Genomic DNA, 26,984 nt, shown 5'->3' with positions numbered 1-26,984 from the left:
AATTTCCACAAAGAGGCAGAATGGTATTTGTATATCTTATATGGTGGTAAATTAATGAAAATTAAAAAGTATAATATTAATAACTATGAAAAAGAAAAAATTCTTGAAGCCATCAAATATGTTTTAACCAGTATACCGGAAATCATTTTTGCCTATGTCCATGGCTCTTTTGTGGAACAGCAAAGCTTTAGAGATATCGACGTAGCTGTTTATTTAAAAGAAGAAAACTTGAACGAATTGGTCATAAACTACGAAATAGAACTGGAGATTAAACTGGAAGAGAAATTAAACTATCCTGTAGATGTCAGGGTATTAAACTTTGCCCCTCTTTCATTTCAATATCATACTATTAAGAGTGGGGTCTTGTTGTTTGAGAAAGACGAAGACAGGCGTGTTGAATTTCAAACAAAAACACTGGATTTCTACTTCGATTTTGCCCCTTTCCGGAAACAATATTTAAAAGAGGTGCTTGGTTTTGGGGATAAATGAAGACAAGGTAAGAAAATTATCCCATGAATTAAAGAAAGCATTAACCAGGTTAAAAGCTTTATCGTCCCTCCCAAAAGAAGAATTTGTAAGTGACCCTGATAAAATTGGAAGCGCCAAATATCACTTTCTGGTTGCCATCGAGGCTGCCATTGACTTGTGCAATCACATCATAACAAAAAATAACTACCGGCCCCCGGAAGACTATGCGGATACTTTCCGGGTCATGGGAGAAGCAGAAATTTTTAACGGGGCTTTCGTAAAGGACCTGGTCAGTATGGCCAAGTTCAGGAACAGGCTTGTACATATATACTGGGAAGTAGATGATGAGCTGCTTTACAAAATATTGACGACAAACCTGAGTGATATTGAGCGTTTTCTTAAGGAATTGGGAGCGCAATTAAAGATGAATATATAACAGACACTCGACGCTGAGTACGCCAACCACCCTGAGCATATAAAACTGCTCAGGGTGGTTGCGAATACTTGATGCTGGTTGTAACCATTTAATATAATTAGAGACGGAGAACCAGATTCTTGGCGCTTTCCTTAATTCTCTCCAAGTCTTCCTTACTGGGCAGCCCCTTGATGTTGCCCATTCTTCCCAGGGTGCTGTTTTCTTCAGAACCATGAAATTCACTGAGTATATACCATTCATCCACCACAGTAAAACCGAGATGCTCAAAAAATTGGCCCATATATTTTCCTGCCGGTACCGCCTCTCTGATCCCCGTATGCGGGCCGGAATAAGTACAGAATATCAGGGCATTTTTCCCGGGTATTTTCGGAGCGTTTACCTTCACCCGCCCTTCTTTTTTATAACTGTTAAATTTCCCCTTCAAGTAATCAACAACCGGTTTGGGGGGATGCCAGTTATAAGACGGAGCACCGATACACACCAGGTCGAAATTATAAAAATCGATATCTCCCGCTTCCTGCACTTTCAGTAGCGAGGTTTGGAAACCGCCTTCTTCCATCCCTTTTTGCATGTGCAAGGCTACTTTTTCTGTATTACCGGTATTAGACCAAAACAGAATAACAGCTTTTTTCATTTTTTGCGCTCCTTCTTTTTTTATCCTGTAGTCTTCCTTTTCACTATAACACGCAATGGGGGACGCCGCAAACAGTAATCAGATTCCAAGCAGGTATTTCAATTTGATTAAACCTGGGAGATAATTAAATAGTAAAGCGAAATTTATATTAAGAAGGAGTTTGAAAAATGAGTTATATCGTTGCACTCTTGTTGATTGGCTTGATCATCTTTTTCCATGAATTCGGTCACTTTTTAGCTGCTAAATTAGCCGGCATCCCTATTCAGATTTTCTCAATCGGATTTGGTCCGAAAGTGTGGGCTATGAAGAGAGGGGCTACAGAATATAGAATTTCATTAATTCCACTTGGCGGCTATGTCCTTCCCGAAGTATTGGATGAAACGGAGTTTTTTAATTACCCTGTTGCAAAGCGGATTACAATGTCTGCCGGTGGCCCTCTGGCCAGCATTATCCTTCCAATATTTTGTTTTATTATTATCAATATAATTGTTTTGCCATTTTCATTTAATAATATTGTGATTCAGCCGATATACCAGACCATTTCTGTTCTTTATCAAATGATTTTGGCTATTCCATCTGCCTTTTCGCATACCGAAAATCTCTCGGGTGTTATTGGTATCGTTGTTACGGGTGGTGATTTCATTGGTATCAACAATTTAAAAGCTATGCAATTTACAGCCTTAATGAGCCTCAATCTGGCCGTTTTAAATTTAATTCCGATCCCCGCATTGGATGGAGGCAAAATGCTACTATACTTGTTAGAATTAGTCTATCCAAAGTCTTTACGTTTCCATTATCCGCTGGCTCTTGCAGGATGGGTAATGATTCTTGGTTTAATGGTTTATGTAACAGCAGCAGATGTGGGAAGGTATTTTGTTGCCTAAACCCGTTTGAGCTCTAAACTAACTAATTGTGATGGACTTAGCAGCAGTCCCACTCAAACCCTCCAATTCTCAAGCTAAATCAATGCCTAGTGGTGTTCCATTTAAATAAAAATTCCCGGCACACCTTGCAGGATATTTTTGTTATCATATCGAACATATATTCTGCGAACAAGAGTTCCGGGAGTGCTGAACGTGTTTCATCCCTTGTATCCTCTGATCCAGGAGTTTTTGGCCGATTTGCAAAACTGTGGTCGGGCTAAAGTACTGTTACCGCCTACCGTGGTACACTGCGCAATTTCACCCGCTTTTTTAACGGTTCTGTCACGGAAATCAATGCCGGCACACTTCGCCGTTATCTGGCCAAAGTGGGCGGAAGTCCCAACAACCGTGCCCGGCATTTCTCCAACCTGAAAATTTTCCTGAACTGGTGCTACCGGTTCGAATACATCCCCGTTAATCCTATCCACAAGCTGGAGACTCCCGGAGCTACGCATATCCGCCCCGGCCTATCCCCACGACACATCTGGAGCTTATTGCAGAGGCCATTCAAAAGACAGACCAACGTACGCGTCTCCTTTTTACCCTGCTATTGGAAACAGGCATGCGTATCAGGGAGACCCTATCTATCAGATTTTGTGACATCGACCTGTCGCACGGTGAAGAGAAAATAATCGTGCGCGGCAAAGGTGACCGGCTGCGGGCAATTCCTTTAGTGCCGGGGCTTTTATCCCTGGAGCTGCTCAGAGAAGAAGTGAACAAATATGGAGCGGATCAGATCTACCTTTTCCCCCAACCTGGTGATATCAGTCAACCTCTTTCGTATAATGATGCCAGTGCTTTGTGGCGCCAACTGCAAAAGCAAACCGGCACGCGCTATCACGTCCACCAAATTCGCCACAGTTGCGCCACAAGTTTGCTGAACGATGGGGTGGATATTGAAATCATCCGCCAGCTCCTGGGGCACCAGGACATCCAGACCACCAGCCACTATGCCAAACTCGATATCCGCGCTCTGAGGAAGGAACTCATTGCTTACGTACAACGCCGGGAGAGAGGGCTTGTCCGGGAGGACTCCGCGGTGTGGGGAAACACTTTGCAGGTGTTGATATGAAATAGGCTTAAACAACGTCGCTCTATGACTATAAAAGGGATTTCTGTTATAATATGAACACAAGGGAGGACTACCGGTGGCCGAATATGATCATTTAATCAAGGCCATTACCCAGCGGTATACCCAACACATAGCTGCTCTGGTCCGTGGCATGGAAGTTATGGTAGAGCATGTTATAGAGCTAGACAAAGAGGCAGTATCTATACAGCGTATGTCGGATGCTCTCTTCAAAGTTAATGAGGATGGTTACGAATACCTGATGCTGGTTGAATTCCAGACCAGACCTGACCGGGAAATGTCCATGAGAATGATGGAATACACAGCCATACACCACCGGCGGTACGGGAAACCAGTATATCCCGTGGTGGTAAATCTGACCGGCAGAGGTATTAAGGAGAGGTATAGTTTCGACTGTCTGGACCTCACTGTCATGTCTTTCAAATACCACCAAGTCAATCTAAGAGAATTAAGCGGTACAGAGTACCTGTACAGGGGATTGATCGGGTTAATCCCTTTTGTGCCCCTGATGAAACATAGGGAATTGCCTGAAAAAGTACTGGAAAAATGTGCGCAGCGATTGGAAAGTGAAGTCCCGGATGAGGAAGAAAGGTCCACGATGTACCTGGCCTTGGGTGTTATGGCATCGCTTAAGTTTCCGAAAAATTTGATTCTTAGAGTGCTGGAGGTGAGCAGAATGGAAAACTCCCCGCTGTTTGACGGTATCCGGGAAGAATGGGAAGCCAGGGGCATTGAAAAAGGCCGTATTGAGGGGGAAAGAAGAGGCGAAATAAGAGGTGAACTCAGGGGACGGTTGGATTTGCTTTTTGATCTTATTGAAACAAAATTTGGTGCAGTCCCAGATAGTTTACGGGAGCAACTGATTGCTTTGAAAGAACCTGATGCTATCAAAGAAGTTGTGCGTAAAGCAGTAAGTTCAGGCACTATAGAAGAGTTTATAGCAACTTTAAAACAATGATATGCAATCTGATTCTGTACATCTTACCTGCCCTCCGGGGAAAAGAAAACCTTTTTACTGGGTGATGTAAAAGGATCTGGCCCTCCCCCGGGTAGGGGTTCCAAGCTGTTAATTAAGATATAGAAATATATTGCCTTTCATGGTACAATGCTTCCATGAAGCTAAGTGAATGGGCAAAGAAAAACGGAATTACCTACAGGACTGCCTGGAAATGGTTCAAGTCAGGAAAATTACCTGTTCCCGCAGAACAAACCCCAACAGGAACAATCCTGATCAAAGAAAGCGGAGAATCATCAGGAACAGTCGCTTTGTATGCGAGAGTATCCAGCGCAGACCAGAAAAGCGATCTGGACGGTCAAATTTCCCGCCTGCTAACCTATGCAAACGAACAAGGTTGGGAAATCGGTAAAGCCGTAACAGAGATCGGTTCCGGCCTGAATGGGCGCCGCCCGAAATTAATGAAATTGCTGTCAGATCCAAAGGTTCGAGTGATCGTGGTGGAACATCGTGAGCGTCTCATGCGATTTGGCTTTGAATACGTGGAAAGCTGTCTTGCTGCCCAGGGTAGACGTGTGATCGTGATGGAGCAGTCTGAAATGAAAGATGACTTAGTTCAGGACATGATTGAAGTCCTGACATCTTTCTGTGCCAGGCTGTATGGCCGCAGAGCAGCTAAAAACAAGGCCAAAAAAGCAATGGAGGCTATAGAGCATGATCATTAACCGTGCCTATAGGTATGAGCTAAAGCCAAATGTGCGAGAGCGAATCCTCATGGCCAAACATGCCGGATGCGCCCGCTTCGCCTACAACTGGGGTTTAGCCCGCCGGATAGCGTTATATCAAACGGAAAAAGTCTACCAATGCCATGGCGCAACACCGGGAATTGAATAAACTCAAGCAAACGAATTTTCCCTGGATGTACGAGGTATCCAAGTGCGCTCCCCAAGAAGCCCTTCGGGATCTGGACCGGGCTTTCAAGAACTTCTTCGCCGGCCTGAAAGCTGGAGAGGGCGTGCATGACTCTTTTCGATTGACGGGATCGATCAGAGTTGAAGACAAGGCCGTCCAGCTTCCCCGTCTGGGGGTGCTCCGCCTCAAAGAAGAACCAGGGATAGGCGGCCGGATTCTGTCGGCCACTGTCAGCCGGGAAGCGGATCGCTGGTTTGTCAGTTTAACCTGCGAGGTGGAGATTCCAGAACCGGAACAAGTCAGCGGCGAAGTTATCGGTATTGATGTTGGACTTAATCATTTTGTGAGCATTTCTGACGGGACAAAGATCGAAGCCCCTAAACCTCTGGGCAAGTATCTGAAAAGACTCAAGAGATTATCCAAGAAACACAGCAGGATGCAAAAAGGCTCCAACAACCGGAAGAAAAGCGCTCTTGGATTAGCCCGGCTGCACCGGCGCATCCGCAACAGCCGGCGGGACTTCATGCACAAGCTCACGACAGTTCTGGCGAAAACCAAGTCGGGGATCGTGATCGAAGATTTGAATGTCCGCGGGATGTTGCAAAATGACCGGTTGTCCAGGCATATCGCAGACGTGGGCTGGGGAGAATTCCGGCGGCAATTAGCATATAAGACTGTGTGGTACGGGTCAACACTGATAGTCGCTCCCCGATTTTATCCCAGCAGCAAGACATGCTCATCTTGCGGTTATGTGATGGATAGCATGCCCCTGTCTATTCGTGAATGGGACTGTCCTTGCTGCGGAGCGCATCATGACCGTGATGTTAATGCAGCTGTCAACCTGAAGAAATATGCAATAAGCGTTGCTTAAAATTTGAGTACCGGAAGTTCTCCGGGAATTTACGCCTGTAGAGATCCCTCTGGCGGGGATGGGAAACCATCTAGTCACGGTTCGATGATGCAGGAATTTCGGAGTAGAAATATTTTTCTATGAAGAAAGGAACGGGACTAGCCTTTATTAGGAAAAGGAAAAAATTAATGTCCCGGTCAAGTATTTATAAACAAACGCCCCTGAAACCCACCGATGCGTACCGCGGGTTAAAAGGGGCGTTGTCTTTTTTAAGATAAATCGTAGGGGTATTATACGCAATATTAGAACGTTCTGGTATTGGTAAATAGTAACGCTATCCATTTTTGAATTGTTTACCTAGTTTTTTCTCTATGTTGATTTGCCGAGATTCCCTTTTCGCTAAATTCTTGGGAAAAATGACAAGGATACATAGGAGATTTTATTCAGGAGGTAGAAGTATGTAAGCAAGTAAACATTAACCAATTTGATAACGGGTACAAAGTTATTCAATATTCCGCCAATCAGACCATAAGTAGTATCCCTTAGTCATTATGCTCCTAAAGTATAATAATAGCAAAATTCATTCAATTAATTAGTTTTTAAATATAGCCAACCTTGTTGGAGAAAATGAGGTTTTATCAAATTAACTAATGGCCAAATTTATAGCATCAGAGAGGGTACTTAAGAGGAAACTTGAGAACCTATTTTAGGAGGATTTGTATGTTATTGAGTACCGATCACTATCAAATATTTGAAGTTAAATTAAGTTATGTTGTTAATAGTAAGAATCCCTCAAGAATATTCAAAACAATGTCTGAGATTATTGATTCATTATATGAAATTGATAAAGGTTTATTAGATTATTTTTCAGTTAAAATTGAGCCAGAGTTTTTATTAGAAGATATTCTATCAGGCTCTTTGAGAACTATAGTCAGGACTATTGTTAGTTCTGTTGATGATGAAGCTTTGAAAGAACTTGATTGGAAAAAGTTTGTTGGTAGTTTTCTTGTTAAAGCCAAACACAGAATACTCAAAATGTTAGAAGATAAAAAGGAAATCATTTCAATTGATGAAGTCCAGCAGATTGAAGGAGAAATACTTGAAATTGCACAGGAAACGGATGTACAAAGGTTACCTAATTATTCCCCCGGCTCTACTCAAAGATTTCTTGTAAATATTTCTCGACTAAGTAATGCAACAAAAAGCTTATTACCTGGTGATGAAATTTTTTACATTAGTCCTGAGGGTCAGGTAACTATAAATAAAGAATTCAATATCTCACCTGAGTCAATACAAGAGTTACTAACCAATAAGATTGTAAGGTCTGAAGTGGAGTTAATTCTTAGGGTTAAAAAACCAGATTATCTCGGCCAATCAATGTGGGACTTACATTATGAGGGGAGGACTATTCAGGTCAAAATTTTAGATTGGGTATGGCTTCGAAAATTTCATTCTAGAGAAATAGATTTAAGACCGGGTGACTCTTTGAAGGCAAAAGTTGAAATTGAATTATGGCTAGATTCTGATAATAGCATGGTTGCTGAACGTTACATTATAACGGAAGTATTAGATGTAATTCCCAATTTACCATCTATACAGCAAAAATTTTTTAATTAATAGGAAAATCGCCTGAGAAGTATGGGGGATAGGCTTTTTACTTAGAATGTTTACAAGTAATTACATCAAGAAATATTTCTTATATAACACGGGCATGATTTTTTAGTCATAAGACGGTTTAGGTTTGCTGATATTAAAATCACAAAGGAATTACCCGAATATTGTAGAGAGTGTTGACAAAATTTGCAGGAGATAACAGACGATAAGGCTAATAATTGGAAATTTAGATGAGATAAAATTGCGTTGCTTTTTCATGCAGAAACTATGTGTAGTTGGGGGTACATTAATGAGCAGTACTAATACACCAGAGGCCCAATTTAGTATTTATCAAATTGACTACGAACGAGTCAGCGAAATCATGCCTATTGTTAGAAAACAAGGCAAAAAAGGGTACTATGAAGAAATTAAAGCTGCAATAATTAACTCAACATTAAAAATTTTGCAAGAAAAGCGTAATGCTGAATATAAAAAAGTAAAATATCTTGGTTTTGAAGGAGTCATTTTCAAAACAATACATAACCCAGCGTGGCAAGATGTTGTAGTGCAAATACTAAGTAATAATGAGCTTTCAGAAAATGAGAAGGACGAATCAAGGAAATTTCTGTTGAATGTGAATGTTTCATATATACTCCTTTATCAAAACGGGAAAATACTATATGGAATGACAGGTGGATATGGAAGCAAGTATATATCAAAATTTGTCAATAGAAATTTTGGATTATATTTAATTCCTAAAATCATTGAACAAGATAATCCTGTTCTCAAACAAATAATTCAGAATAATCTTACGGGTAATCAATTATCAATACAAAGGGCAAATAGACAAACAACAAATTTTCTTGTGGAGCAGGACATGAGTAGCATATATCGACAGTTAAATATCGAGGTTGATAGAAAAATTGCTCAAGAATTTGGCATCAAATTTGATGAAGACGAGTCAGAAAGGAAAAAAATCAATATAGTTAACAAGGATTCTTTAGTTATACGAAGATGTTTTACATTATCTCAACTGATTATAGTACTAAAAAAAATCGATAAGTTAACAAAAGCAGAAGATAATTTTGCATTGAATTATTTGGTCCTTGCGAAGAAAAAGAACTACAAAAATTCTGAGTTACTGGAAATCCTAAAAAAGATATTTAAAGAGAAAAACTATGGGGCGTTTGTACTTGTGGGAGATGAATTTGAAGATTACATTCTGAATGCAAGTAAGTATATTGTTAAGGATGCTAAAGGAAATGTATTTATTGAAAGTACACAGCCTATAAAAATAAACGACATATACGATAAATTTGAAACCAATGGAATAAGATTATCGATGGCGTTCATCTATGAATTTTTGAAAAAGTGGACGATTAGTACAGAAGATGAATCGGGAATTCTGGCACTTCCAGCAACACACATATTTGACGCTATACAAGGATTTGTTGAAGTTAGGGATACTAAAGATCCTGTTTATTTGTTTAATGGAGAATGGTATGTTTTTGACACCCAATATACGACGGCTTTGAACAACGAATATGGGAGCATATTTGAAAACCATCTTAATAATTTTGGAATTATTTCAAATAAATTTTCTTTATTACATAAAGCCGCAACTGAAACCGAATATAACAAAATTCTCGAGTCTCAAAAAAATATTTTAGTTGCACATACGGTACTTATGAATAATGTCGAAATTGCAGATGCTATTTTTTGGGATGACAGTACAGTATATCTTATGCATAATAAAGGAAAGTTTGATGGCGAAGGTGTCAGAGATGTAATTAATCAAATTCTAACATCAGCAGAGTATATGCAGAAAATTCTTCAAGGAATTTCTAAGGATGAGTGGCTCAAAAAATATTACAAAGGGATAGTAGCTAAACGTCCAATAATAGTCCACAAGATAAGTGCAGAGGAATTTACTTATGTTATGACAAACAAAAACATTTGTTATATAGCTGGGTATTTGTCTGGATTTCGAAAAAAGACTACGGCCACTTATGCGAAATATCTCACTATAGAAGCAGAAAAGCGCCTTTCGGCAAAGGGGTATGGTTTTATATCTATGAATGTAACAAGATGAAATACGAATATAGATTTTAAGGGACTGAAACGTCCTATTATCCATATAATATTTAAAATAGATAACTAAGGAGTTGCAATGGAACTATACCAGGTAAAAAGGAGACTAAATCTAGCCATTGATACTTTACGAGTCAATGATAATTATCTATTAAAAAACAATGTTAATGAAAGAAGTATAATCCACAAACTTGCCACATATATGGCGCAAACTTTTGGGAAAACCTATGATATCGATTGCGAATATAATCGTAATATTAATAATATAAAGAAGATCAACCTGCTTAAATCTAAGTGGCATGAGTTAATCAATACGTCAGTAAAATACGAAGATGAAATATCTAGCGGAATACTGGTTGAAAAAACTGTTTTCCCAGATATTATTGTTCATAAGAGAGGAAAGCATAGAAGTAATTTGCTCATCGTAGAGGTTAAAAAATCATCTAGTTCAATCAGCGAAGAATATGATATAGAAAAGCTTAAATGCTATACAGCTCCAGATAATAATTTAAATTATAAATATGGTGTTTTCATTGGATTTTATACTTTAAGAGAAAAATATAAATCCCCGGACGTCAGATATTTTAAGGAAGGAATAGAAATATCATAAGAAGATTTAAAAGCATACTTATCTATTTCCCAATATTCATATTGTGTCAAGTTGATAATATAGTGAGATATATTAAATTCCCCTGGTAGGGTATACAGATAGAAATATTTAAATTTTTATGTCAACATCCTGTTCCCCCTGAGCCCTTGGAAGCATGAAACCTGGAGGTAGTATTATGCAGTTAAACCTCGAACAGAAAAAGCTGATCTTGATGGAACCTTCCGGACATATTTTAATTAAAGGTGTTGCCGGTAGTGGAAAGACCACGGTGGCTGTGCATCGGATTTCTCATCTTATGAAGAGGTATTGTCTTGAGAAGGACGACAAGGTTCTACTGGTCACCTTTAATAAAACTTTGCGGAACTATATCAAGTACCTTTATAACAAGGTTGAGAACCCTGAAGACCAGATCAGCATAGGAGAGCTGCTAAGCACTGAAGGGAAGGTAGATATTAAAACTATCGATAGCATCGTTTATTCATATTATCGGAAATGTTGCTCAGATACTAATATCAAATTTGCCTCTAATAACGATAAATTCAGCCTGATGTCGAAAGCGATTTATCTTTTAGCAGAAAAAGGACCGGCAACTAAGATAATCAACCATAAAAATGCAAACTTTCTCATTGATGAAATAGAATGGATTGACGCCTGTTTAATTGAAACGCTGGAAGAGTACCAGCAAGTGGACCGGACCGGCAGGGCTACCAATGTGATGCAGAAAACGCCTCAGAAGCTTTTGAAAAACTCTGAGATCCGATCCTCGATTTTCGAACTTAAAGAGATTTATCAAGAATTAATGACAAAGGACAAACTTACGGAATTCCGGATGTTAAATAAAATTGCCTTGACATCCCCGGTGAAAGACGCGGAAACCTATACCCACATTATTATTGACGAGAGCCAGGATCTGACGAAGGCACAGCTGGAAATGGTTAAACGCATCTATAAGCCTAAGCCTTATTCTAGCATTACATTTATTGCCGATAATGCGCAGAGCATTTATACGCACTCCTGGTTGGGTAAGGGCAGGAGCTATACTACTCTGGGTTACGATATGAGCGGTAAAAGCAGGACTCTTTCCAAAAATTATCGGACAACCACCCAGATTTCTGAGGCGGCTTATTCGCTGCAGGAAAAAGATGAAACTCTGAAGAACGACACCGATTTCGTCAAGCCTTTGCTAGTGGACCGTAAAGGCCATTATCCAATTTACCGGAATTTCGCCACTTTAAAAGAAGAATTGGATCATATAAAAGTGACCATCCATGAACTATCAAGTGAATATAAGCTTTCGGAAATATGCATAATTGCCAAAGAGAGGCGGATAGCTCAGGAAGCTCAGCATTATCTAGCACAACAGAAGTTGCCATGCGAGATTTTAGACCGCGACAACCCGAATTTTGAAAGCGATATGGTGAAGGTGTGCACCATGCATTCAATTAAGGGATTGGAATTTAAAGTAGTACTGATTATCTGCATCAATGAAGGAGTAATCCCGTTTACTGGAGGAATGAGTGAAGATGATGATAAAGTGCTTGAGTCTGATGAAAGGAAGTTGCTCTATGTCGGTATGACTCGGGCTAATGATTTGCTCTACCTGAGCAGCCACCAAAAACCATCTCGCTTTATCCAGGAGATCGACACTGCTTATCTGCGTTTCCGGAGAAATACATGCCTCAAACCTCTATACCCGATTAGTATAACTGACTATCTAAAAAAGGATAAGATCCTGGATGTTTATGCAAAAGAAGAGACGATCCGGCAGTGGATTCTGAGAGAGTTGATAGATTCATACGGTTATAAAGAAGAAATGCTGGAAGTGGAATATCCGGTAATGGATTTTTCCCGGAAAGGATTTGCCGATATTATTGTTAAAATTTATTTCCAGGGAAAGTGGGTTCCCTACATACTGGTAGAAACTAAAAAATACCGGGCGGGTATTGTTGATGCAGAAAAACAGGCCGCCTCCTATATGCGGTTGTTAGATACGGTGCGGTACTGCTTAATTACGGATGGCCACAGCTTGAAAATTATGGACAGGGATTTAGACGAGATAGAGGATCTGCCACGTTTTAATAATTTAATGTTGCCGGATACATTGCAAAGGTACTGTTATAAAAGCTACCGTAACCAGCCGGATATGATTTACGAACGCGACAGTGAAGAGCCTGGAGTTATATCATTAAAACGCTGGGATTCAGAACTGGCTATCCCAGATGTTGAAGTTATGGACATTCCTGTTTTGGGTGATGTGATAGCTGGCAGCCCTTTAAAAGTGAATGAGGAAATCAAGGATCGCTTCACGCTACCGCTAACCTGGATGAGTCAGCCCAAAAATACATTTATGCTGGAGGTGGTTGGTGATAGCATGAAGGATGCAGGCATTGATGTGGGTGATTATGTTATTGTCAACAAACAGTCTACGGCGGATAACGGACAGATTGTGATTGCCCTGCTAGATGATGAAGCGACATTGAAGCGATACATGCAGATGGGTGACAGTGTACTGCTGATACCTGAAAACTCAAGGTATGAACCAATAAATTTAAACCCTGACCAGGTTCAAATTAATGGTATTGTGATTGGTCTGCTTAAGAAGTTATAGAGGAAATAGATGAAGGGATTTTAACATTAATAACCGTGTATATATGCTGGCCATATTTCAGAGTAAGGAGATTGAATGGATACATATGAATCAACTAATTAATCTTGTTCACGACAATGGAACTGAAAGCTGGTCAGATAAAGCTAAAAGCGCCTTTGCAGAAATATTTGGTGCCAGCGGGGGGCGTTATCCCGATAAGGCCAATAAGGTAGTAACCCTTCGTGCCCCTGAATTTAAAGGAGGGACCGGGGTTCCATTTGTCTCATTGATTCATCCCTCCAACCCTGACTCTGGTTCCTATGGAGGAATGAGCTTTGGTATATTTCCCATCACCGATGGCCCAAGTGTGTTGGCAATGAGTATTGGGACGCAGGGATTAAGCCCCGATGAAGAGGTTCTGGCGCGACCCGGCCACGGTCGGAAAGTCTCAGCCATTTGTAATTGGCTCAATAAAAAATATGGCCAGGGGAATCTAGTTGCTTGGGCTAAACAGGAGCCGGTGAGAATAGACCTGGATGTGCCGGGTAACATCAAACGGTTTTTTCCAGGGTACAATTCCGTCTTTGAACGCTATGGCAAGGTGATCTATGGTTTTTTTGTACCTAACGCCAATTTAGATGCTACTGCAGATGCTCTAAAGGCTTTTCTGGATTTGATGTTTGAAGAACGTGGCATCTATCCGTTAAAATCCGCTGCAGAAGATGGTGAGCGGATTCGCTCCGAATATTTTACCCACTTAATGCCGGACGTCACTGAAGAGGAGGTATATGGGCTTCTCCAGGAACGCCGCTTTGTTGCTTTACAGGGACCTCCGGGTACTGGGAAAACTCGTATGGCTTTGCAACTTTTACATAAGGCCTATAAAGGTAATGGTTTCTCCATTCAGTTTCACCCCAACACCACCTATGAGAATTTTGTGGGCGGTTTGGCACCCGTGCAAACATCTGACGTCATGGGTTTCCGCTTTGCCCCACAACAAGGGTTTTTAATGAAGGCAGCCAATATGGCTTTCCAATACCCAGGCAAGCCGTATTTGCTTCATATCGACGAGATTAACCGGGCCGATTTAGCGAAGGTCCTTGGGGAAGCTATATTTCTACTGGAATCACGCTCTGATGAACAAAGAGAATTAGAGCTGCCTTATGATTTTGGAGAGCCTTTTCAAAACAAACTCCAATTGCCAGATAACCTTTACATATTGGGTACCATGAACAGTGCTGACCGTAGTATTGCCATTGTAGATGTTGCTGTCCGGCGCAGGTTTGCCTTTGTTAAACTCTGGCCGCAATTGAAAGTGGTGCAAGAGAATGCCGGAGAGCTAATGAATAAGGCGTTTATGGAACTGGTGACCATTTTTATTGAATATGCCAGCGATGACGCTTTAGCCCTGGTACCTGGACATTCATATTTCTTGGAAAAAGACGATGCGAAAGCTGCCAGATATCTTAAAGTAAATTTGGCGCCGCTCTTAGAAGAATACCTCATCCAGGGTTATGTGGCAGGCTTTGCCGACCCGATCAATGCCTATCTGCAATGGATAGAGAGCTTGCAGGGATGAAGGCTGCAATGAAACGACGCAGAAGTGTTAATAGAAACCCCATTGTACCGATAAAACCGGGTGAATCCCCTTGTTTTGAAGTTGTTGACTCCTCTATGGCCTGCCTTCCGGCCGTTTCCTTTCTAAAAGGTAATCTGCCCCGAGAACCACAATCCATGGCGGCTCGCCTGGCAAAGCAATTCATCCGGCAAAATGAGGGCATCCTTAAGAATTTCGGTATTTCGGCTGGGTTAGATTATGATGGTAGCTCGGTAGATGTAGTTCTTCAAACCGGCACGAGGGTAGGTGCCATTCCACTGTTATCACCTACCTCAGGTAAACCGGATTACGGGCTCATTATTAAGCCTCGTTTTGATTGGCCGGGCATCGGCTCAATGCTTGGCAAGATGGGGTGGCGGGTAGTCCCGTCTTTACTGCAACTGCCCTTGTTGCCGCGTTCTGACCGTAAAATTCCTCAATGGGTGTTGTCGACAACTATCCTTTTGCGTATCAAGGAACTGCTGGATTGCTTGGAAAGAAGGTTTGAGTTAGCCGAGTCAAACCTTCAGGCACCACGCGGCAACATACGGTGGTCCCGTTATATTACATCCAATATCTCTGCAGCCCGGTTTCTGGATGTGCCCTGCCGTTATCCCGATCTGCGAGATGACAGAGAATTAAAGGCGGCGGTCCATTTTACCCTGCGCAAACAGCTGGCTAGTTTAGAAGGCCAGAGAAATGCCGGGGCTATTGTATTGCAGTTAATCGGTATCTGCCAATCCTTGCTGGAGCGAGTGCGAAGTGTTATCCCGAAACAGCCTACCGCTGTAACATTGGGCGCCTGGTACCGGGGTTCGGTCCGTACCAGGGTTTTCCATGATGGCTTGCAGGCAATGGAATGGGCTATTGAAGACAGGGGGTTGGCCGGGCTCGGTGATATGCAGGGGTTGCCCTGGGTAATGCCAATGGAGGAGTTTTTTGAAGCCTGGATGGAAACCGTTGCAGCGGCGCTTACCAGGCGCATTGGGGGTGTCCTGCACGTGGGCCGCAAAAGGGAGACTGTTGCCCCGTTGGTTTGGGACCCGCCTTATATCGGATCCCAAAAATACTTATTGCCGGATTTAACTCTGGAGCGTTTATCTGCACGGGGTGAAAAGGAGACGATCATCTTTGATGCCAAGTATAAAGGGCACTGGGAGGATTTGAACCAAGAACGGTGGGGCAGGCTCGATGAGGAATTACGTGAGCGCCACCGAGCGGATTTGCTGCAAGTGCTTGCCTATTCCACACTGTCCGAAGCCAGTAGAATAACCAGTTGCCTGGTGTATCCCTGCCAAAAGCATACCTGGGAGTCCTTGAAAAAACGTGGCATGCTTTACCACCGTGCTGCTCTCAACGCCGGCAGAAGAAGCGTCAACCTGGTACTGATGGCCATTCCCATGGAAGCTGATGTGGAGGAAATGGTCCAAACGCTAGCAGTGGCAGTAAGTTGAGGAAGGATGGTAATGAATGATTTAAACATATTATATAAATATGTTAAAAACTTAAATGAAGCGGTTTTATTAGGGTTATTTTGATGATATGGGACTTGACCACTTGAAATTTCAGCAATTAATAGTCCACATTGAAAATAAATAAGGGGGTATTACAATGGCTGGTAAGTTTGAGTGGCGCAAGTTTTCAGAAGTTGATTTGCGAGACGTATTCTTCGATTCGCTTAAATCAGACTATGAGGAATTTACAACATGGTTCAAGAAAAAAGGAGAAGGAGGTGAGCGTGCACTAGTTTTCAATGATGATCGTGGGGTCGGTTCATTTGTTTATCTCAAAGAAGAGAATGAGCAAATTTTACTAATAGATAAAATCTTACCAGCAATACCGCGAATAAAGATCGGCACTTTTCGTTTAGCAGAGAGGTTTAGAAGTACAGAGATTAGGAGAAGGTGCACTTGGTGTTTCGCTTTGGAAATGGCAGGAACTAAGATATGATGAAATCTATCTTACAGTATTTAAGAAGCATAAAGAATTGATAAATTTATTTGAAAGATTTGGATTTGTATGTGTTGGTATGAATCCACGAGGTGAGTGCGTATTTCTTAAGAGTAGAAAACATATTGATTATACAGATCCCTTTAAATCGTTTCCATTTATAGAACCAAATTTTAAAAAAGCCGGCATGATTCCTATCGAGGACAGATATCATGATATTTTATTCCCTTACTCCGAACTAAAAGGAAATAAAAATGAGATTGAAGAAGAAACAGCAGGTAACGGTGTGTTAAAGGTATATATAGGGGCGCCTTCTTCACCAATGCATCATCAAGTAGGCGAACCAGTGATAATTTATAGAAAATATACCGGTACAAAAGGAAGAGCTGCTTTTAAATCTGTTGCAACATCCTTCTGCACGATTGCTAGTTTAACTGTAGTGAAAAGATCAAATACATCATTAATGAGCGTTGACGATTTTGTCAGTCTGGCTGGTAATAAAACAATATTTGACGAAAAGTCCTTAAATAGTATTTACGCTAAGAAAAAGAACCTGGTACTATTAGAACTGCTATATAATGGTTACTTTGGTAAGGGGCACAATGTTAATTTTAATAGTTTAAAACAAGCCGGGCTTTTTGAAGAATACCCATATAATATAAGGTACACTCCAAAGGAATTTTTTAGTATACTAGAAATGGGTGATATAGATGTGCAAAATGTTATTATCGATTAATCCAGAACATGTGGAAAATATAATGAATGGGAACAAATTGTTTGATTTTAGAAAAGTGCGCTGTCGTGAGGATGTTGACAAGATTATTATTTATGCAACTTCTCCTGTCATGCAAGTGGTTGGTGAGGCTCAAGTAATGGAGATCATTGTAGATGAACCCGAGCAAGTATGGCAAATTACATCAGAATATGCGGGTATAACAAAGGTTTTTTATGATCAATATTTCCATAATAAGGAAAGAGCGGTTGCCTACCGTTTGGGCAATGTCAAAAAATACAGTAAGCCACGTAGTCTTTCTGACTTTGGATTGAATTTTGCACCCCAGTCATTTGTTTATGTATAAATAAAAAAAGCAGGGCATGGATTTAGTTAAATTCCGGAGCCCTGCTATATTTATGTCAATCTTTGACCACCTGAGTATAAAGGGCATTGGGAGGATTTGAACCATGAGCGGTGGGGCAGACTCGATGAGGAATTACGTGAGCGCCACCGGGCGGATTTGCTGCAACGGGTATCCGTAACATCTCAACTTATATTATGAATAGCTAGGGCGTGCATAAATGAAAACCATTACATATAACAAGCTTGTGCGGGATAGGATTCCGGAGATTATTAAAAAAAGCGGCAAGAGGGCCGTGGTTGAGAGTCTTACTGATAAAGCCTACAAGGAATTTCTTGATCAGAAACTCGGTGAAGAGCTGCAGGACTATCTGGCTAGCGATAGTGTTGATGAACTGGCTGACCTGGTTGAGGTAATCTACTCCATTTTAAAGTATAAGGGTGTTGAAATCAACGATTTTCATAGCCTGCGGGAGAAAAAGGCTGCAGAGCGGGGCGCTTTTGAAAAAAGGCTGTTATTAAAGGAAGTCATTGAGGATTAGGAGTGTGCCCAGCTTGTGGTGTACCACAACTGGAAAGTATACCGGTGGGCATACAATCAGTTGCATAGCCAGCGGGTCGTAGTGTCAAGCGAAAAGTTTACCACCGTGACAGCCAAAAAATTGACCACCCTAAGGCAGTTACTTTGCGTACTTTAGTTTGTTAGCTCCAGTTTTTCTCTGCTTTCCTTAAACCGGTAGGACTCACCGATGAAGGGGATGATAACATGAGCATGGTGCGTTATCCGATCCAGTAAAGCCACGGTTAAGGCATTGTCACCAAACAACTCCCCAAACAGAAGGGGAAAATCGAGCTAAAAGACTTTGCCCGTAGGGTAAAAAAACAAGAATTAACACTTGACGAACATACGTACGATTGGTATACTATAACTGACCGGTAAATTCTGCCGGTCTTTTTGTTTTGGCGGGTCCTTGCTTACCGGTTGGGACCTGCCCACAAATAAAGCCGCAAGGGGGGGATAATGAAATGGCAGTCACTAAAGTGCCCGGAAACTCTGTTCTCAGGCTGGTACTGCATGTTGGCGATAGCGAGAGCGGCAGCCCGATCCTGCGGAGCAAGAGTTTGAACAATGTCAAATCAGCTGCGCTAGATCAAGACATTTTTGATGTGGCAGGCGCCCTTGCTGCTTTGCAGGATTATGAACTAAACGGTATTACCAGAGTGGATAATGCTGCATTGATCCAAGCTTAAGTAAAAATACCTCGTAACACTTGAGAGAGGAGGGAAATTCATTGGCGACAACTACAACCCTGCGGATGAGTTTTAAGAACCAGACAGGCAATACCGTCAATATCAGCCTGGACAATCCCAAACCAGATCTTACAGCTGCTGCGGTTGAAACGGCTATGGACCTGGTTATCGCGAAGAACATTTTCACCACTTCCGGTGGCGATTTGGTCAGCAAATATGACGCTAAGATCATTTCTACAGAAACGACTGATCTTTATACGCCGCCTGTTTAAAAGCACTGCCGGAGCTTAATATGGATGTGCAACCGGCCGGAAAGGGAGGATAATTCCTCCCTTTTTCTGCAAGGAAGCCGGACATGGCGGTCAATAAATAGGATGATTGCAAATATGCACAAGATAGATGCCCATGCTGCCGACGCGGTATACAAGGGCAAACCCGATGCAAGCCATGAAAGTGTAAGGGGGGAAAACGATGGAAGAAATCTTCAAACTTGCAGCCAATTACGGCTTCCCGATGGTGGTGGCCGGGTACCTGCTGATCAAGATAGAGCCTGTGATGAAGGATTTGCAAAAAAGCATTAACTCCCTGACGATTGTTGTGGCCAGGCAAAGCGGGATTGATGCGGAAGAAATCGGCAAAATTATCAGTGGGTGAGTCTTTTGTGAGCGCAAATGTCCGCTATCTATGAAGATATAGAGGCGGACATTTCCTTTAAGTTTTACAGCTGAATTTTATCCTCGTTTAGCGGCGGCTCTGTCGGGACTGTGGTCTCGTTTTCGCCGGCTGAGGCAATTTCTCTAATCTTCTCAACTTCATAGCCCAGGCTTTCCATTTGTTCGCAAAGCATCGTTTTGGCGCCGCAGTGCTCACAGTAAAGAGCATTAGCAACATTGGCCCGCCCGCATTCAACTTCGTAAGGAATATCGAGGGTTTTTTTGTGCTATTTAAAAAGAGTACCTTTCTTGTGCCGAGTAATCTTTGAACTGTGCAGCAACATTTATTGTTTATGGCGCAGGACGAAATGCTCATCCTGCAACCTTAATCCCTCGGTCAAACCGGCGGTCTTCCAGGGGGAGATAGGATGATTTATCAGCAGTTTTCTATTGACATCAAAGCAGAGATCGTAGTATAGTGCATTACATTAGTAATTCACTATACTACCAGCAGGTGATGGGGAGGTGAGCGTTTGCTGCTGGATACAGACAGTCTAAAGCCGATTTATGTCCAGATTGCAGAATGGCTTGAAATGGAGATTCTAAACGGCAACATCGCCAGCGATGAAAAAATGTATTCCCAGTACCAATTGGCGGACATGTTTAACGTCAACCCGGCCACCGCTGCCAAAGGGTTGAATATTTTGGCCGACGAAAAACTCTTGTATAAGAAAAGAGGGCTTGGCATGTTTGTATCCTCCCACGCCAGAGAGGCCATTCGCAGCAAACGAATAAAACGCAATTTAAAACAACTGGTGTTGGAGTTGGTCGCCGAAGCAAAGCGCCTGAACGTTAGTAAGGACGACCTGATTAAAATGCTAGTAGCGGCAGAACTTCAGGCAAAGGAGGAGGGAGCACAATGAATGTCGTTGATTGCAGCGGGCTGACAAAAACATTCGGGCGAACCACGGCGATCAACAACCTGTCTTTCACACTGGCACCCAATAAAATCACCGGACTAATCGGACGAAACGGCGCCGGAAAAACCACACTTTTGAAGATGATTGCCGGATACCTGCTCCCTAATGCAGGCAGTATACAGGTTTTCTCAGAAAACCCATTCAACAATATCAAGGTTTCCGCCAACATGATTTTTGTGGATGAAAACATGGTCTTGCCTGCATCAATGAATCTCGGTGAAATTCTGGAATCCGCGGGCCGCTTCTATGCAAATTGGGATCATAAATTAGCCGTGGGGCTGTTCACATACTTCAATCTGCATCCCGGGCAATATCACAGCAAGCTTTCCAAAGGTATGCGCAGCGCCTTTAATGCGATTCTCGGCCTCGCCGCCCGCTGTCCGCTGACCATCTTTGATGAGCCCACTACCGGCATGGACGCGGCGGTGCGGAAAGATTTTTACCGTGCACTGTTAAAAGACTTTATGCAGCATCCGCGTACCGTCATTCTATCCAGTCACTTATTGAATGAAATCAACGACATTTTAGATGATCTTTTACTGATCAAGGACGGCGAAAAATGCCTGCATATACCTATCGATGAGTTGAAAGAATACGCCGTCGGGCTGCAGGGCAAAGAGGAAACTATTGCGGAGATGGCCGAAAAAGCCGAGGTCTTATACCGGAAAAAGCTGGGGAAGGACAGCGTGTATATGGCCGTCCGCAACCAATTTGCAGAAGAGGAAATGCAAAAGGCCCGCCTCGAAGGCGTGGCGATTTCACCAGTAGCCACCGACGATCTTTGTATGTACCTGACAGCGCGGAACAAAGGAGGGATCGATGATGTCTTTGACCGAAACTAGCATACTTGCCGTGGCAAAAACGCAGTATCACTATAAGACAAAAGCCCACGCGGGCCTGTTCTACACCTTGATTGCAGTGCAGTTGCTGGCGTTTCTCTTCTCCCTTAATGGCGTGGGCTCCTCGGGGGGCAGCAATCAGGGCATATCTTACACCATAAAATATGTTACCGGCGATATGATCATCATCTTTACTTTAATCTGGGCTTTCAGTATCGGAATCAGTATGGCCAACAACGGGTTCAAAACGGATTTTACCTTTGTTTCAAATCGTCTGAGCAGCCACCTTTCCAGCCTGGCCTTTCTGCTCACCGCCGCCGTCATCGCCGGGGTTACCGCCACATTATGCGGCCTACTGTTGCGTGTGGTCATGTTCCTTTCCCATGGCGGGGTAGATGCCGGTCCCGCCTTTTGGATTGCGCCGCCGGCTTTACTAAGCGGCATCTTCGCCGCCACCCTTTATGCGGCGCTTCTCAGCATCATCGGGTATCTCATCGGCATGCTGACGCAACAGCACCCTGCTTTTGTCGTGCTGCTACCGGGCCTGTTTTTTGGCACATTGTTTATGGAGGCCCGAAGTACCGGCCAGGCCCGGACACTAATCAGCGCTATTGAGTTTTTTTCCACAGAAGGTTCCCACGCGCTCCTCGCCCTGAAGGTTGTTCTTGTATCGTCCATCGTTTTTGGATGTGTAATTCTGTTTTTCAATAGAATGGAGGTCAGGAAATGGCATTGATTGCTTCGTTGATAACCCTGCTGCTCCTTCTGCTGATTATCATTGCGTTTGTTGCCTTCAGCAAAGTCCGCATTTCGCTGGGTAAGACCCGCCTGGTGGTCGGCTTCTATATGGCCCTTTTATTTGTCTCCGTCCCTGTGTTTTACGCGATTGCGAAATCTAGTACGCCGGAGCCGTTCGAAGTTATTGAGATCGGGCCGGGACAGTATTCTTATCATGATTCCCAGATCAATGCGTTTTACGATGCGTTCAATGAAGGCCGGTTGGACAATTACGAAGGCGCGGAGATCATTGCCCGGTGGAGTTTTGATTATCAGGAAGAACGCCTGAAAATAACAGCCCCTGATTATGAACGGTATTCTACTCGCATTGTCCTGGAGAGAAAAGATGTCCGCGACGGCAAGCTGGAGGTATTAAGCTACGCCCCAAAATCATCAAACCGTTTAACGCTGGCTAATCCGCCGGATATCCGGCTGAAAGATAATCAGTTAGAAATACTTCAGCCGGAAAGGATTCATCTGGAAGCGATCCGGTTTTATCATGACTTCACTATGGCTCAGTTCAGCGGCACGGGTTTTTCTATGAAAAGAACGGACTACTTCTTTGGTGATACGGTTCTCTATCTGCGAATACCGGAAGACCTCCTGATTGATACGGACGAAAGCACGGAAAACGATATTCATTTTTTAAACGAGTAGTCCGGATTTCGGAACACCATACTGTTTGCTTGTGAAATACATAAACGGTTGGTACAATTAAGCCAAAAATAAGGTAGGGGATTAACCCCCTACCTTATACATTCCGTTAAGGTGGTAGTATAAGTCACCGATAGATGAAAGTGTAAGGTGGTGAAAACCTGTGGAGGAAATCTTCAAACTTGCAGCCAATTACGGCTTCCCGATGGTGGTGGCCGGGTACCTGCTGATCAAGATAGAGCCTGTGATTAAGGATTTGCAAAAAAGCATTAACTCCCTGACGATTGTTGTGGCCAGGCAAAGCGGGCTTGATGCGGAAGAAATCGGCAAAATTATCAGCGGGTGAGTCTTTTGTGAGCGCAAATGCCCGCTAGCTGTGAATTTTATCCTCGTTTAGCGGCGGCTCTGTCCGGACTGTGGTCTCGTTTTCGCCGGCTAAGGCAATTTCTCTAATCTTCTCAACTTCATAGCCCAGGCTTTCCATTTGTTCGCAAAGCATCGTTTTGGCGCCGCAGTGCTCACAGTAAAGAGCATTAGCAACATTGGCCCGCCCGCATTCATCTTCGTAATCCCTCCTGGGGTCGTATGGAGAGCGGAGGCAGTCGTTGAAAAGATAAAGGCCGCATATTTTACAAAAGCTTGCGTCATAAGAAAAGCGATTATTGCCGCACACAGGGCACTCCAAAAATCTCATTTTCGCGTCATTGCGAGGGATTTTAAATGGAACTGTCATCGCGATGGCCCTCCCCGGCTTCATAGAAGTGCAATAATTTACCTCGATAACATACTGATTAACCGGTTTTTTGTCCTCAATAAAATTATAAGGGAGATACGTTATGCTATCTCCCTTGCTGTCCCAATCATAAAACATTTCGTCTATATCTAATTTTTTACATATGCCTAATTCATTGAATCTGTAACTGATTGCTTCCCACGATACATCAAATTTCTCTTTCAATACCCCCATTTGAGGCACTGTAACAGGTGGATAATAATACTTTATAACCCAATCCTCCGGCATAAGCAGCTCACGGACGAATATATCCGCTTCCCGGTTGAGAATTTTTTCCTCCCAGGGGGTCAGGTTAGCCATGTCATATTTATTAAAGTGGTCAAGGACGATGTGTCCCAATTCATGGCACAAAGTCCAGCTAAGTCTGCCCGGCATAGTCTCCGGATTAATAAATACACAGTAAGTATCCAGTTTTTCGTAATAGATTGTAAAGCCATTGCCCGCGTTTGGGTCCCACACTATTTTGCCGTGTTTTTCAATTAACCGGATAACATTGACGGGTGGGCTTGTAATGCCGCTCTCTCTCAAATAAATCCGGGCCCTTGACCTGGCAAAACTACTTCTTACCCTTCTCGGCCTCATCTTCCGCCTCTTTGATAAAAGCATTTATTAGCCTTAACATTCTTTCTCGTTCAGTGTCGCTGAGCTTATTATGCGCCCGGCGAAGAACCTTGATCCCTTCCGGCCATAGCTGCTCAAAGTCATGGTCTGGTCCCTTTGTAGTTTCAAGGAGGTAATCAACGGAGGTTTCAAGTACACTTGCCAGTTTTTTTAGCGTGGACGGGTCGGGGCTCCTTAAGTCCTTTTCGTAGCGGTTGATTGTCGCATCGGTAACGCCAATAAGCCTGCCCAGCTCTACTTGGGTAAGTTCCCTGCTTTCTCTCGCTTTTTTCAGTCGCCTGCCAAGTGTCATCTCCATCATCCCATCTAGCTTGCCAATTTGGTAGTTTTATCTTAGCACAGGAAAAAAAATAAAACAAGACCTACCATAATGGAAAATGATATATTGACATCTACCATAATGGTAGGTTATGATATGCTTAACTTATTACTGAAATGGCAGGTGAGGAACATGCGCCGGGTTAATTTAGAAAAAATCAGAGGTTTGCGCAAGCAAAAGAATTTAACACAGCGGCAAATAGCCCAAAAAATTGGTTATAAGACCGGAATCGGCTATCACTACCTGGAGACGGGCAGGTGTAAAATCACAGCGGAACAACTTGATGTAATAGCCTCAGTGTTAGGGGTTACTACAGAGGAATTGTATGAGCAAAATACTACCAAATTGGTAGGACCGCCAGCAAACTATTTGACAACTGAATAGCCTCGCTCCATACCGGTCCAACCAGGGGGCGGGGCAATTCACGATATATGCTGAGGCGACACATTTCTACATTTTTATAAGGCAGCGGGAGAATGTTATTTTCAGGATAAGCAAGGGGGGAAGTGAAAATGGACAAGCTTATTTGCCAGGGTTTAAGCCCGCGGGAGCAGGCAGTCCTCGACTGCATCCCGGCCGGCCACAAGAACGCCATCAGCCGCCGGTGGTTGACCAGGATAGCCTGCCTTGATGACAGGTTAATTCGTGAGATCATCTACCGCCTGGTGGTGGAACGGGGCCTGCCCATCGGCAGCAGCACCGGGCCGGAGGGCGGCGGCTACTTTCTGATTGAAGACTTAGAGGACCTGGAGGTGGCCATCCGGCACCTAAAGCCCAGGGCAAGGGCCATCTTCCGGCGGGCGAGGGCGCTGGAGAACATCGCCCGGACAAAGTTTGGCTGCCAGTTAAAGCTGGTGGCGTCCGAATGAAACAGCGGGGAGGCTTAAAGCATTGGCGGGCTGGATCAAGCTGTGGCGAAAACTAAAAGACAACGGGCATTTAAAGATGCCGGGCACGGCTTTCAAGCTGTGGATCTATTGCCTTCTGGAGGCTGCCCCTCGTCCCGACCGGGCGCGGGAGCTGGAAGTCGGAGAGCTGTGGCTCAATTACGAGCATATCCGGCAAGTCCTCGGTGAAGCCCGCCGGCAGATGAGCAAAAGCACTGTTTCAAACGCCCTGAAATACTTGGAGCAAAACGGCTATCTCAAGCTGCAGGCCAAGCCGTTCTATGGGGTCAAGGTCTGTGTGGCCAACTGGCAGGATTACCAGTCGGGTACAGTTGCTGTACCCGTGGAGAGCGCATCGCGTACATCTGCCAGTACGGAAACTATATCCGGTAAAAACACAGCCATGACACTGGTTGATGCGTTACCGGGTACAGCAACGGTACCCTTGGAGAGTGCCTCGAGTACACCTATGGGTACGGAAACTGTACCCGTACCTGTACCCGGGACTGTACCCGTGAGGAAGTCTGGGCACTACAGCGGCAAGCCTTCCCAAGCGCCTAAGAATTTAAAGAATAAAGATCTTAAGAAGGTAGTAGTAGTCGTTGATTTGACAGAGCGCTTTGCCAAAGAATTCGGCAGGCCGCTTTCACCGTTAGAAGCTAGCCAGTTAACCAAATGGCAGCGTGAATTTCCAGAGGAATTGCTCCTGGCCGCCCTGGCCAGAGCAGCCCTCCAGGACAAGCGGACCCTGGCCTACACCGGCGGTATCCTGGTCAACTGGCAGAAAGCGGGTGTTCGCACCGTCGCTGAAATCCCCCAGGAGAAACCGGTGAGAAGCCCGCGGGAAAGTGGACAAGCCGGTCAGCAAGATGCGTATGAAAGTAAAAAGAGAAAATTTATCAGGTCCTTATACCTTTAAGGGAGGTTTCTATGAACGAAGTAAAAATAACCATACCAGGCCGGCCGGTGCCCAAAGGCCGCCCCCGCATCGGCTATCGCGGGCGCAGCGTGATCTTATACACGCCACCGGAAACTGAAAACTACGAAAAAGGCGTGGCTAGGGCTGGAAAAGAGGCGTGTACAAGCCCGGCGACCGGGACGGTGGAAATGGAAATCGCCGTGTATTTCAACCCGCAGGCCAAAGGTTACACCAAGGGCGGCCGGCGGCGGCCCGGAACTCTGCCGGATCTGGACAATTGCGTCAAGTCTATTGTGGACGGGTTAAACAAAGTGGCGTATGTGGATGAACGGCAAGTCACGCGCATCCTGGCCGAGCGCAGGATCGACCAGGTGGAGCGGGCCGAAGTGGTGGTAAGGGAAGAGCTTAAGGGCACATCTCCAAAAAATGTAGGTGCGAATTCATTCGCACAGACCCCATAGAAATGCAGTATATATACACCCACATCGTTAGATTTCCATCCTCTGCTGTCACGGTGCTA

Annotated in this window: 36 protein-coding genes; 30 read left to right on the top strand and 6 right to left on the bottom strand. The window is 43.6% G+C overall.

Annotated elements, in window-relative coordinates:
- The first annotated feature begins 54 nt into the window (after positions 1-54).
- Positions 55-489, top strand: coding sequence for a type VII toxin-antitoxin system MntA family adenylyltransferase antitoxin (gene mntA / locus Psch_RS13400; protein WP_190258437.1), 435 nt, complete (start codon positions 55-57; stop codon positions 487-489).
- Positions 476-904 (top strand): type VII toxin-antitoxin system HepT family RNase toxin, encoded by a 429-nt coding sequence (hepT, locus tag Psch_RS13395; RefSeq protein ID WP_190258436.1) that lies wholly within the window; start codon positions 476-478, stop codon positions 902-904. The genes mntA and hepT overlap by 14 nt, the downstream gene beginning before the upstream one ends.
- Positions 905-1,001: 97 nt before the next feature.
- On the opposite strand, the gene Psch_RS13390 is transcribed toward hepT, so the two are convergent.
- Entirely contained in the window at positions 1,002-1,538 is a 537-nt protein-coding gene (locus Psch_RS13390; protein ID WP_190258435.1) for a flavodoxin family protein, read from the bottom strand.
- A gap of 167 nt (positions 1,539-1,705) precedes the next feature.
- On the opposite strand from Psch_RS13390, the gene Psch_RS13385 reads away from it, so the two are divergent.
- On the top strand, positions 1,706-2,422 hold the full coding sequence (locus Psch_RS13385) for a site-2 protease family protein (RefSeq protein ID WP_190258434.1): 717 nt from the start codon (positions 1,706-1,708) through the stop codon (positions 2,420-2,422).
- Between the two features lie 197 nt (positions 2,423-2,619).
- Here Psch_RS13385 and Psch_RS13380 read toward each other — a convergent pair whose 3' ends face one another.
- Positions 2,620-2,889 (bottom strand): hypothetical protein, encoded by a 270-nt coding sequence (locus tag Psch_RS13380; protein ID WP_190258433.1) that lies wholly within the window; start codon positions 2,887-2,889, stop codon positions 2,620-2,622.
- A gap of 41 nt (positions 2,890-2,930) precedes the next feature.
- Between Psch_RS13380 and Psch_RS13375 the strand changes: the two genes are divergently transcribed.
- From Psch_RS13375 to Psch_RS13310, 15 genes are all read left to right on the top strand, one after another.
- Positions 2,931-3,533: a tyrosine-type recombinase/integrase gene (locus tag Psch_RS13375; protein WP_190258853.1), complete on the top strand. Its 603-nt coding sequence runs from the start codon at positions 2,931-2,933 to the stop codon at positions 3,531-3,533.
- 76 nt (positions 3,534-3,609) lie between these two features.
- Positions 3,610-4,509, top strand: a complete 900-nt coding sequence (locus tag Psch_RS13370; RefSeq protein ID WP_190258432.1) for an Rpn family recombination-promoting nuclease/putative transposase — start codon at positions 3,610-3,612, stop codon at positions 4,507-4,509.
- 155 nt (positions 4,510-4,664) lie between these two features.
- Complete coding sequence (locus Psch_RS13365) at positions 4,665-5,231, top strand: IS607 family transposase (protein WP_190258431.1); 567 nt, start codon at positions 4,665-4,667, stop codon at positions 5,229-5,231.
- Positions 5,221-5,400, top strand: coding sequence for a helix-turn-helix domain-containing protein (locus Psch_RS20985; RefSeq protein ID WP_206663777.1), 180 nt, complete (start codon positions 5,221-5,223; stop codon positions 5,398-5,400). The genes Psch_RS13365 and Psch_RS20985 overlap by 11 nt, the downstream gene beginning before the upstream one ends.
- Positions 5,393-6,289: an RNA-guided endonuclease InsQ/TnpB family protein gene (locus tag Psch_RS13360; protein WP_206663776.1), complete on the top strand. Its 897-nt coding sequence runs from the start codon at positions 5,393-5,395 to the stop codon at positions 6,287-6,289. The genes Psch_RS20985 and Psch_RS13360 overlap by 8 nt, the downstream gene beginning before the upstream one ends.
- 699 nt (positions 6,290-6,988) lie before the next feature.
- Positions 6,989-7,885 carry an LAPAL motif-containing putative phage structural protein gene (locus Psch_RS13355; protein ID WP_190258430.1) on the top strand — a complete coding sequence of 299 codons (897 nt, stop codon included), beginning with the start codon at positions 6,989-6,991 and terminating at the stop codon, positions 7,883-7,885.
- A 286-nt stretch (positions 7,886-8,171) separates the two neighbouring features.
- Positions 8,172-9,953 carry a DUF6119 family protein gene (locus Psch_RS13350; RefSeq protein ID WP_190258429.1) on the top strand — a complete coding sequence of 594 codons (1,782 nt, stop codon included), beginning with the start codon at positions 8,172-8,174 and terminating at the stop codon, positions 9,951-9,953.
- 78 nt (positions 9,954-10,031) lie between these two features.
- The gene (locus Psch_RS13345; RefSeq protein WP_190258428.1) at positions 10,032-10,562 is read left to right on the top strand and encodes a hypothetical protein; all 531 of its coding nucleotides are present in this window, start codon (positions 10,032-10,034) and stop codon (positions 10,560-10,562) included.
- 175 nt (positions 10,563-10,737) lie between these two features.
- Positions 10,738-13,170: a transcriptional repressor LexA gene (gene lexA, locus Psch_RS13340; protein ID WP_190258427.1), complete on the top strand. Its 2,433-nt coding sequence runs from the start codon at positions 10,738-10,740 to the stop codon at positions 13,168-13,170.
- A gap of 85 nt (positions 13,171-13,255) precedes the next feature.
- Positions 13,256-14,728 carry an McrB family protein gene (locus Psch_RS13335; RefSeq protein WP_190258426.1) on the top strand — a complete coding sequence of 491 codons (1,473 nt, stop codon included), beginning with the start codon at positions 13,256-13,258 and terminating at the stop codon, positions 14,726-14,728.
- 8 nt (positions 14,729-14,736) lie between these two features.
- Positions 14,737-16,200: a 5-methylcytosine restriction system specificity protein McrC gene (locus tag Psch_RS13330; protein WP_205079628.1), complete on the top strand. Its 1,464-nt coding sequence runs from the start codon at positions 14,737-14,739 to the stop codon at positions 16,198-16,200.
- A gap of 157 nt (positions 16,201-16,357) precedes the next feature.
- Positions 16,358-16,696: a hypothetical protein gene (locus Psch_RS13325; protein ID WP_190258425.1), complete on the top strand. Its 339-nt coding sequence runs from the start codon at positions 16,358-16,360 to the stop codon at positions 16,694-16,696.
- Between the two features lie 37 nt (positions 16,697-16,733).
- Entirely contained in the window at positions 16,734-17,432 is a 699-nt protein-coding gene (locus Psch_RS13320) for a hypothetical protein (RefSeq protein WP_134220033.1), read from the top strand.
- A gap of 22 nt (positions 17,433-17,454) precedes the next feature.
- Entirely contained in the window at positions 17,455-17,775 is a 321-nt protein-coding gene (locus Psch_RS13315; protein WP_243124113.1) for an ASCH domain-containing protein, read from the top strand.
- 217 nt (positions 17,776-17,992) lie between these two features.
- Complete coding sequence (locus tag Psch_RS13310; protein ID WP_190258423.1) at positions 17,993-18,313, top strand: nucleoside triphosphate pyrophosphohydrolase; 321 nt, start codon at positions 17,993-17,995, stop codon at positions 18,311-18,313.
- Between the two features lie 152 nt (positions 18,314-18,465).
- On the opposite strand, the gene Psch_RS13305 is transcribed toward Psch_RS13310, so the two are convergent.
- The gene (locus Psch_RS13305; protein ID WP_427910104.1) at positions 18,466-18,597 is read right to left on the bottom strand and encodes an ATP-binding protein; all 132 of its coding nucleotides are present in this window, start codon (positions 18,595-18,597) and stop codon (positions 18,466-18,468) included.
- A gap of 200 nt (positions 18,598-18,797) precedes the next feature.
- On the opposite strand from Psch_RS13305, the gene Psch_RS13300 reads away from it, so the two are divergent.
- The 3 genes from Psch_RS13300 (at position 18,798) to Psch_RS13290 (ending at position 19,676) form a co-directional block, all read left to right on the top strand.
- Positions 18,798-19,022, top strand: coding sequence for a DUF1659 domain-containing protein (locus Psch_RS13300; protein ID WP_134220030.1), 225 nt, complete (start codon positions 18,798-18,800; stop codon positions 19,020-19,022).
- Positions 19,023-19,063: 41 nt separating this feature from the next.
- Positions 19,064-19,294 (top strand): DUF2922 domain-containing protein, encoded by a 231-nt coding sequence (locus tag Psch_RS13295; protein WP_190258422.1) that lies wholly within the window; start codon positions 19,064-19,066, stop codon positions 19,292-19,294.
- 199 nt (positions 19,295-19,493) lie between these two features.
- Complete coding sequence (locus Psch_RS13290; RefSeq protein WP_134220029.1) at positions 19,494-19,676, top strand: YvrJ family protein; 183 nt, start codon at positions 19,494-19,496, stop codon at positions 19,674-19,676.
- 64 nt (positions 19,677-19,740) lie between these two features.
- On the opposite strand, the gene Psch_RS21445 is transcribed toward Psch_RS13290, so the two are convergent.
- Complete coding sequence (locus tag Psch_RS21445; protein WP_282432468.1) at positions 19,741-19,869, bottom strand: hypothetical protein; 129 nt, start codon at positions 19,867-19,869, stop codon at positions 19,741-19,743.
- 339 nt (positions 19,870-20,208) lie between these two features.
- On the opposite strand from Psch_RS21445, the gene Psch_RS13285 reads away from it, so the two are divergent.
- From Psch_RS13285 to Psch_RS13265, 5 genes are all read left to right on the top strand, one after another.
- Positions 20,209-20,598, top strand: coding sequence for a GntR family transcriptional regulator (locus Psch_RS13285; protein WP_190258421.1), 390 nt, complete (start codon positions 20,209-20,211; stop codon positions 20,596-20,598).
- Positions 20,595-21,497: an ABC transporter ATP-binding protein gene (locus Psch_RS13280; RefSeq protein WP_190258420.1), complete on the top strand. Its 903-nt coding sequence runs from the start codon at positions 20,595-20,597 to the stop codon at positions 21,495-21,497. Before Psch_RS13285 ends, Psch_RS13280 begins: the two co-directional genes overlap by 4 nt.
- On the top strand, positions 21,484-22,230 hold the full coding sequence (locus tag Psch_RS13275) for a hypothetical protein (RefSeq protein WP_190258419.1): 747 nt from the start codon (positions 21,484-21,486) through the stop codon (positions 22,228-22,230). Before Psch_RS13280 ends, Psch_RS13275 begins: the two co-directional genes overlap by 14 nt.
- Entirely contained in the window at positions 22,221-22,928 is a 708-nt protein-coding gene (locus tag Psch_RS13270) for a hypothetical protein (protein WP_190258418.1), read from the top strand. The genes Psch_RS13275 and Psch_RS13270 overlap by 10 nt, the downstream gene beginning before the upstream one ends.
- Before the next feature lie 160 nt (positions 22,929-23,088).
- Entirely contained in the window at positions 23,089-23,271 is a 183-nt protein-coding gene (locus Psch_RS13265) for a YvrJ family protein (RefSeq protein WP_190258417.1), read from the top strand.
- A 24-nt stretch (positions 23,272-23,295) separates the two neighbouring features.
- Here the strand turns inward: Psch_RS13265 and Psch_RS13260 are convergent, their stop codons facing one another.
- Positions 23,296-24,300 carry an ImmA/IrrE family metallo-endopeptidase gene (locus Psch_RS13260; RefSeq protein WP_190258416.1) on the bottom strand — a complete coding sequence of 335 codons (1,005 nt, stop codon included), beginning with the start codon at positions 24,298-24,300 and terminating at the stop codon, positions 23,296-23,298.
- Positions 24,275-24,640: a helix-turn-helix domain-containing protein gene (locus tag Psch_RS13255; RefSeq protein ID WP_190258415.1), complete on the bottom strand. Its 366-nt coding sequence runs from the start codon at positions 24,638-24,640 to the stop codon at positions 24,275-24,277. The genes Psch_RS13260 and Psch_RS13255 overlap by 26 nt, the downstream gene beginning before the upstream one ends.
- Positions 24,641-24,754: 114 nt before the next feature.
- Between Psch_RS13255 and Psch_RS13250 the strand changes: the two genes are divergently transcribed.
- From Psch_RS13250 to Psch_RS13235, 4 genes are all read left to right on the top strand, one after another.
- Positions 24,755-25,042 (top strand): helix-turn-helix domain-containing protein, encoded by a 288-nt coding sequence (locus tag Psch_RS13250; protein WP_243124112.1) that lies wholly within the window; start codon positions 24,755-24,757, stop codon positions 25,040-25,042.
- A gap of 128 nt (positions 25,043-25,170) precedes the next feature.
- Entirely contained in the window at positions 25,171-25,527 is a 357-nt protein-coding gene (locus Psch_RS13245; RefSeq protein ID WP_190258414.1) for a DNA replication protein, read from the top strand.
- A 22-nt stretch (positions 25,528-25,549) separates the two neighbouring features.
- Positions 25,550-26,464, top strand: a complete 915-nt coding sequence (locus tag Psch_RS13240; protein ID WP_190258413.1) for a DnaD domain protein — start codon at positions 25,550-25,552, stop codon at positions 26,462-26,464.
- Positions 26,465-26,475: 11 nt separating this feature from the next.
- Entirely contained in the window at positions 26,476-26,925 is a 450-nt protein-coding gene (locus Psch_RS13235) for a RusA family crossover junction endodeoxyribonuclease (protein ID WP_190258412.1), read from the top strand.
- Positions 26,926-26,984 lie beyond the last annotated feature (59 nt).

Source organism: Pelotomaculum schinkii, from assembly GCF_004369205.1.
GTDB lineage: Bacteria > Bacillota > Desulfotomaculia > Desulfotomaculales > Pelotomaculaceae > Pelotomaculum_C > Pelotomaculum_C schinkii.
Note: the sequence above shows the minus strand (reverse complement) of the source record. Positions and strands in the feature narration are given on the sequence as shown.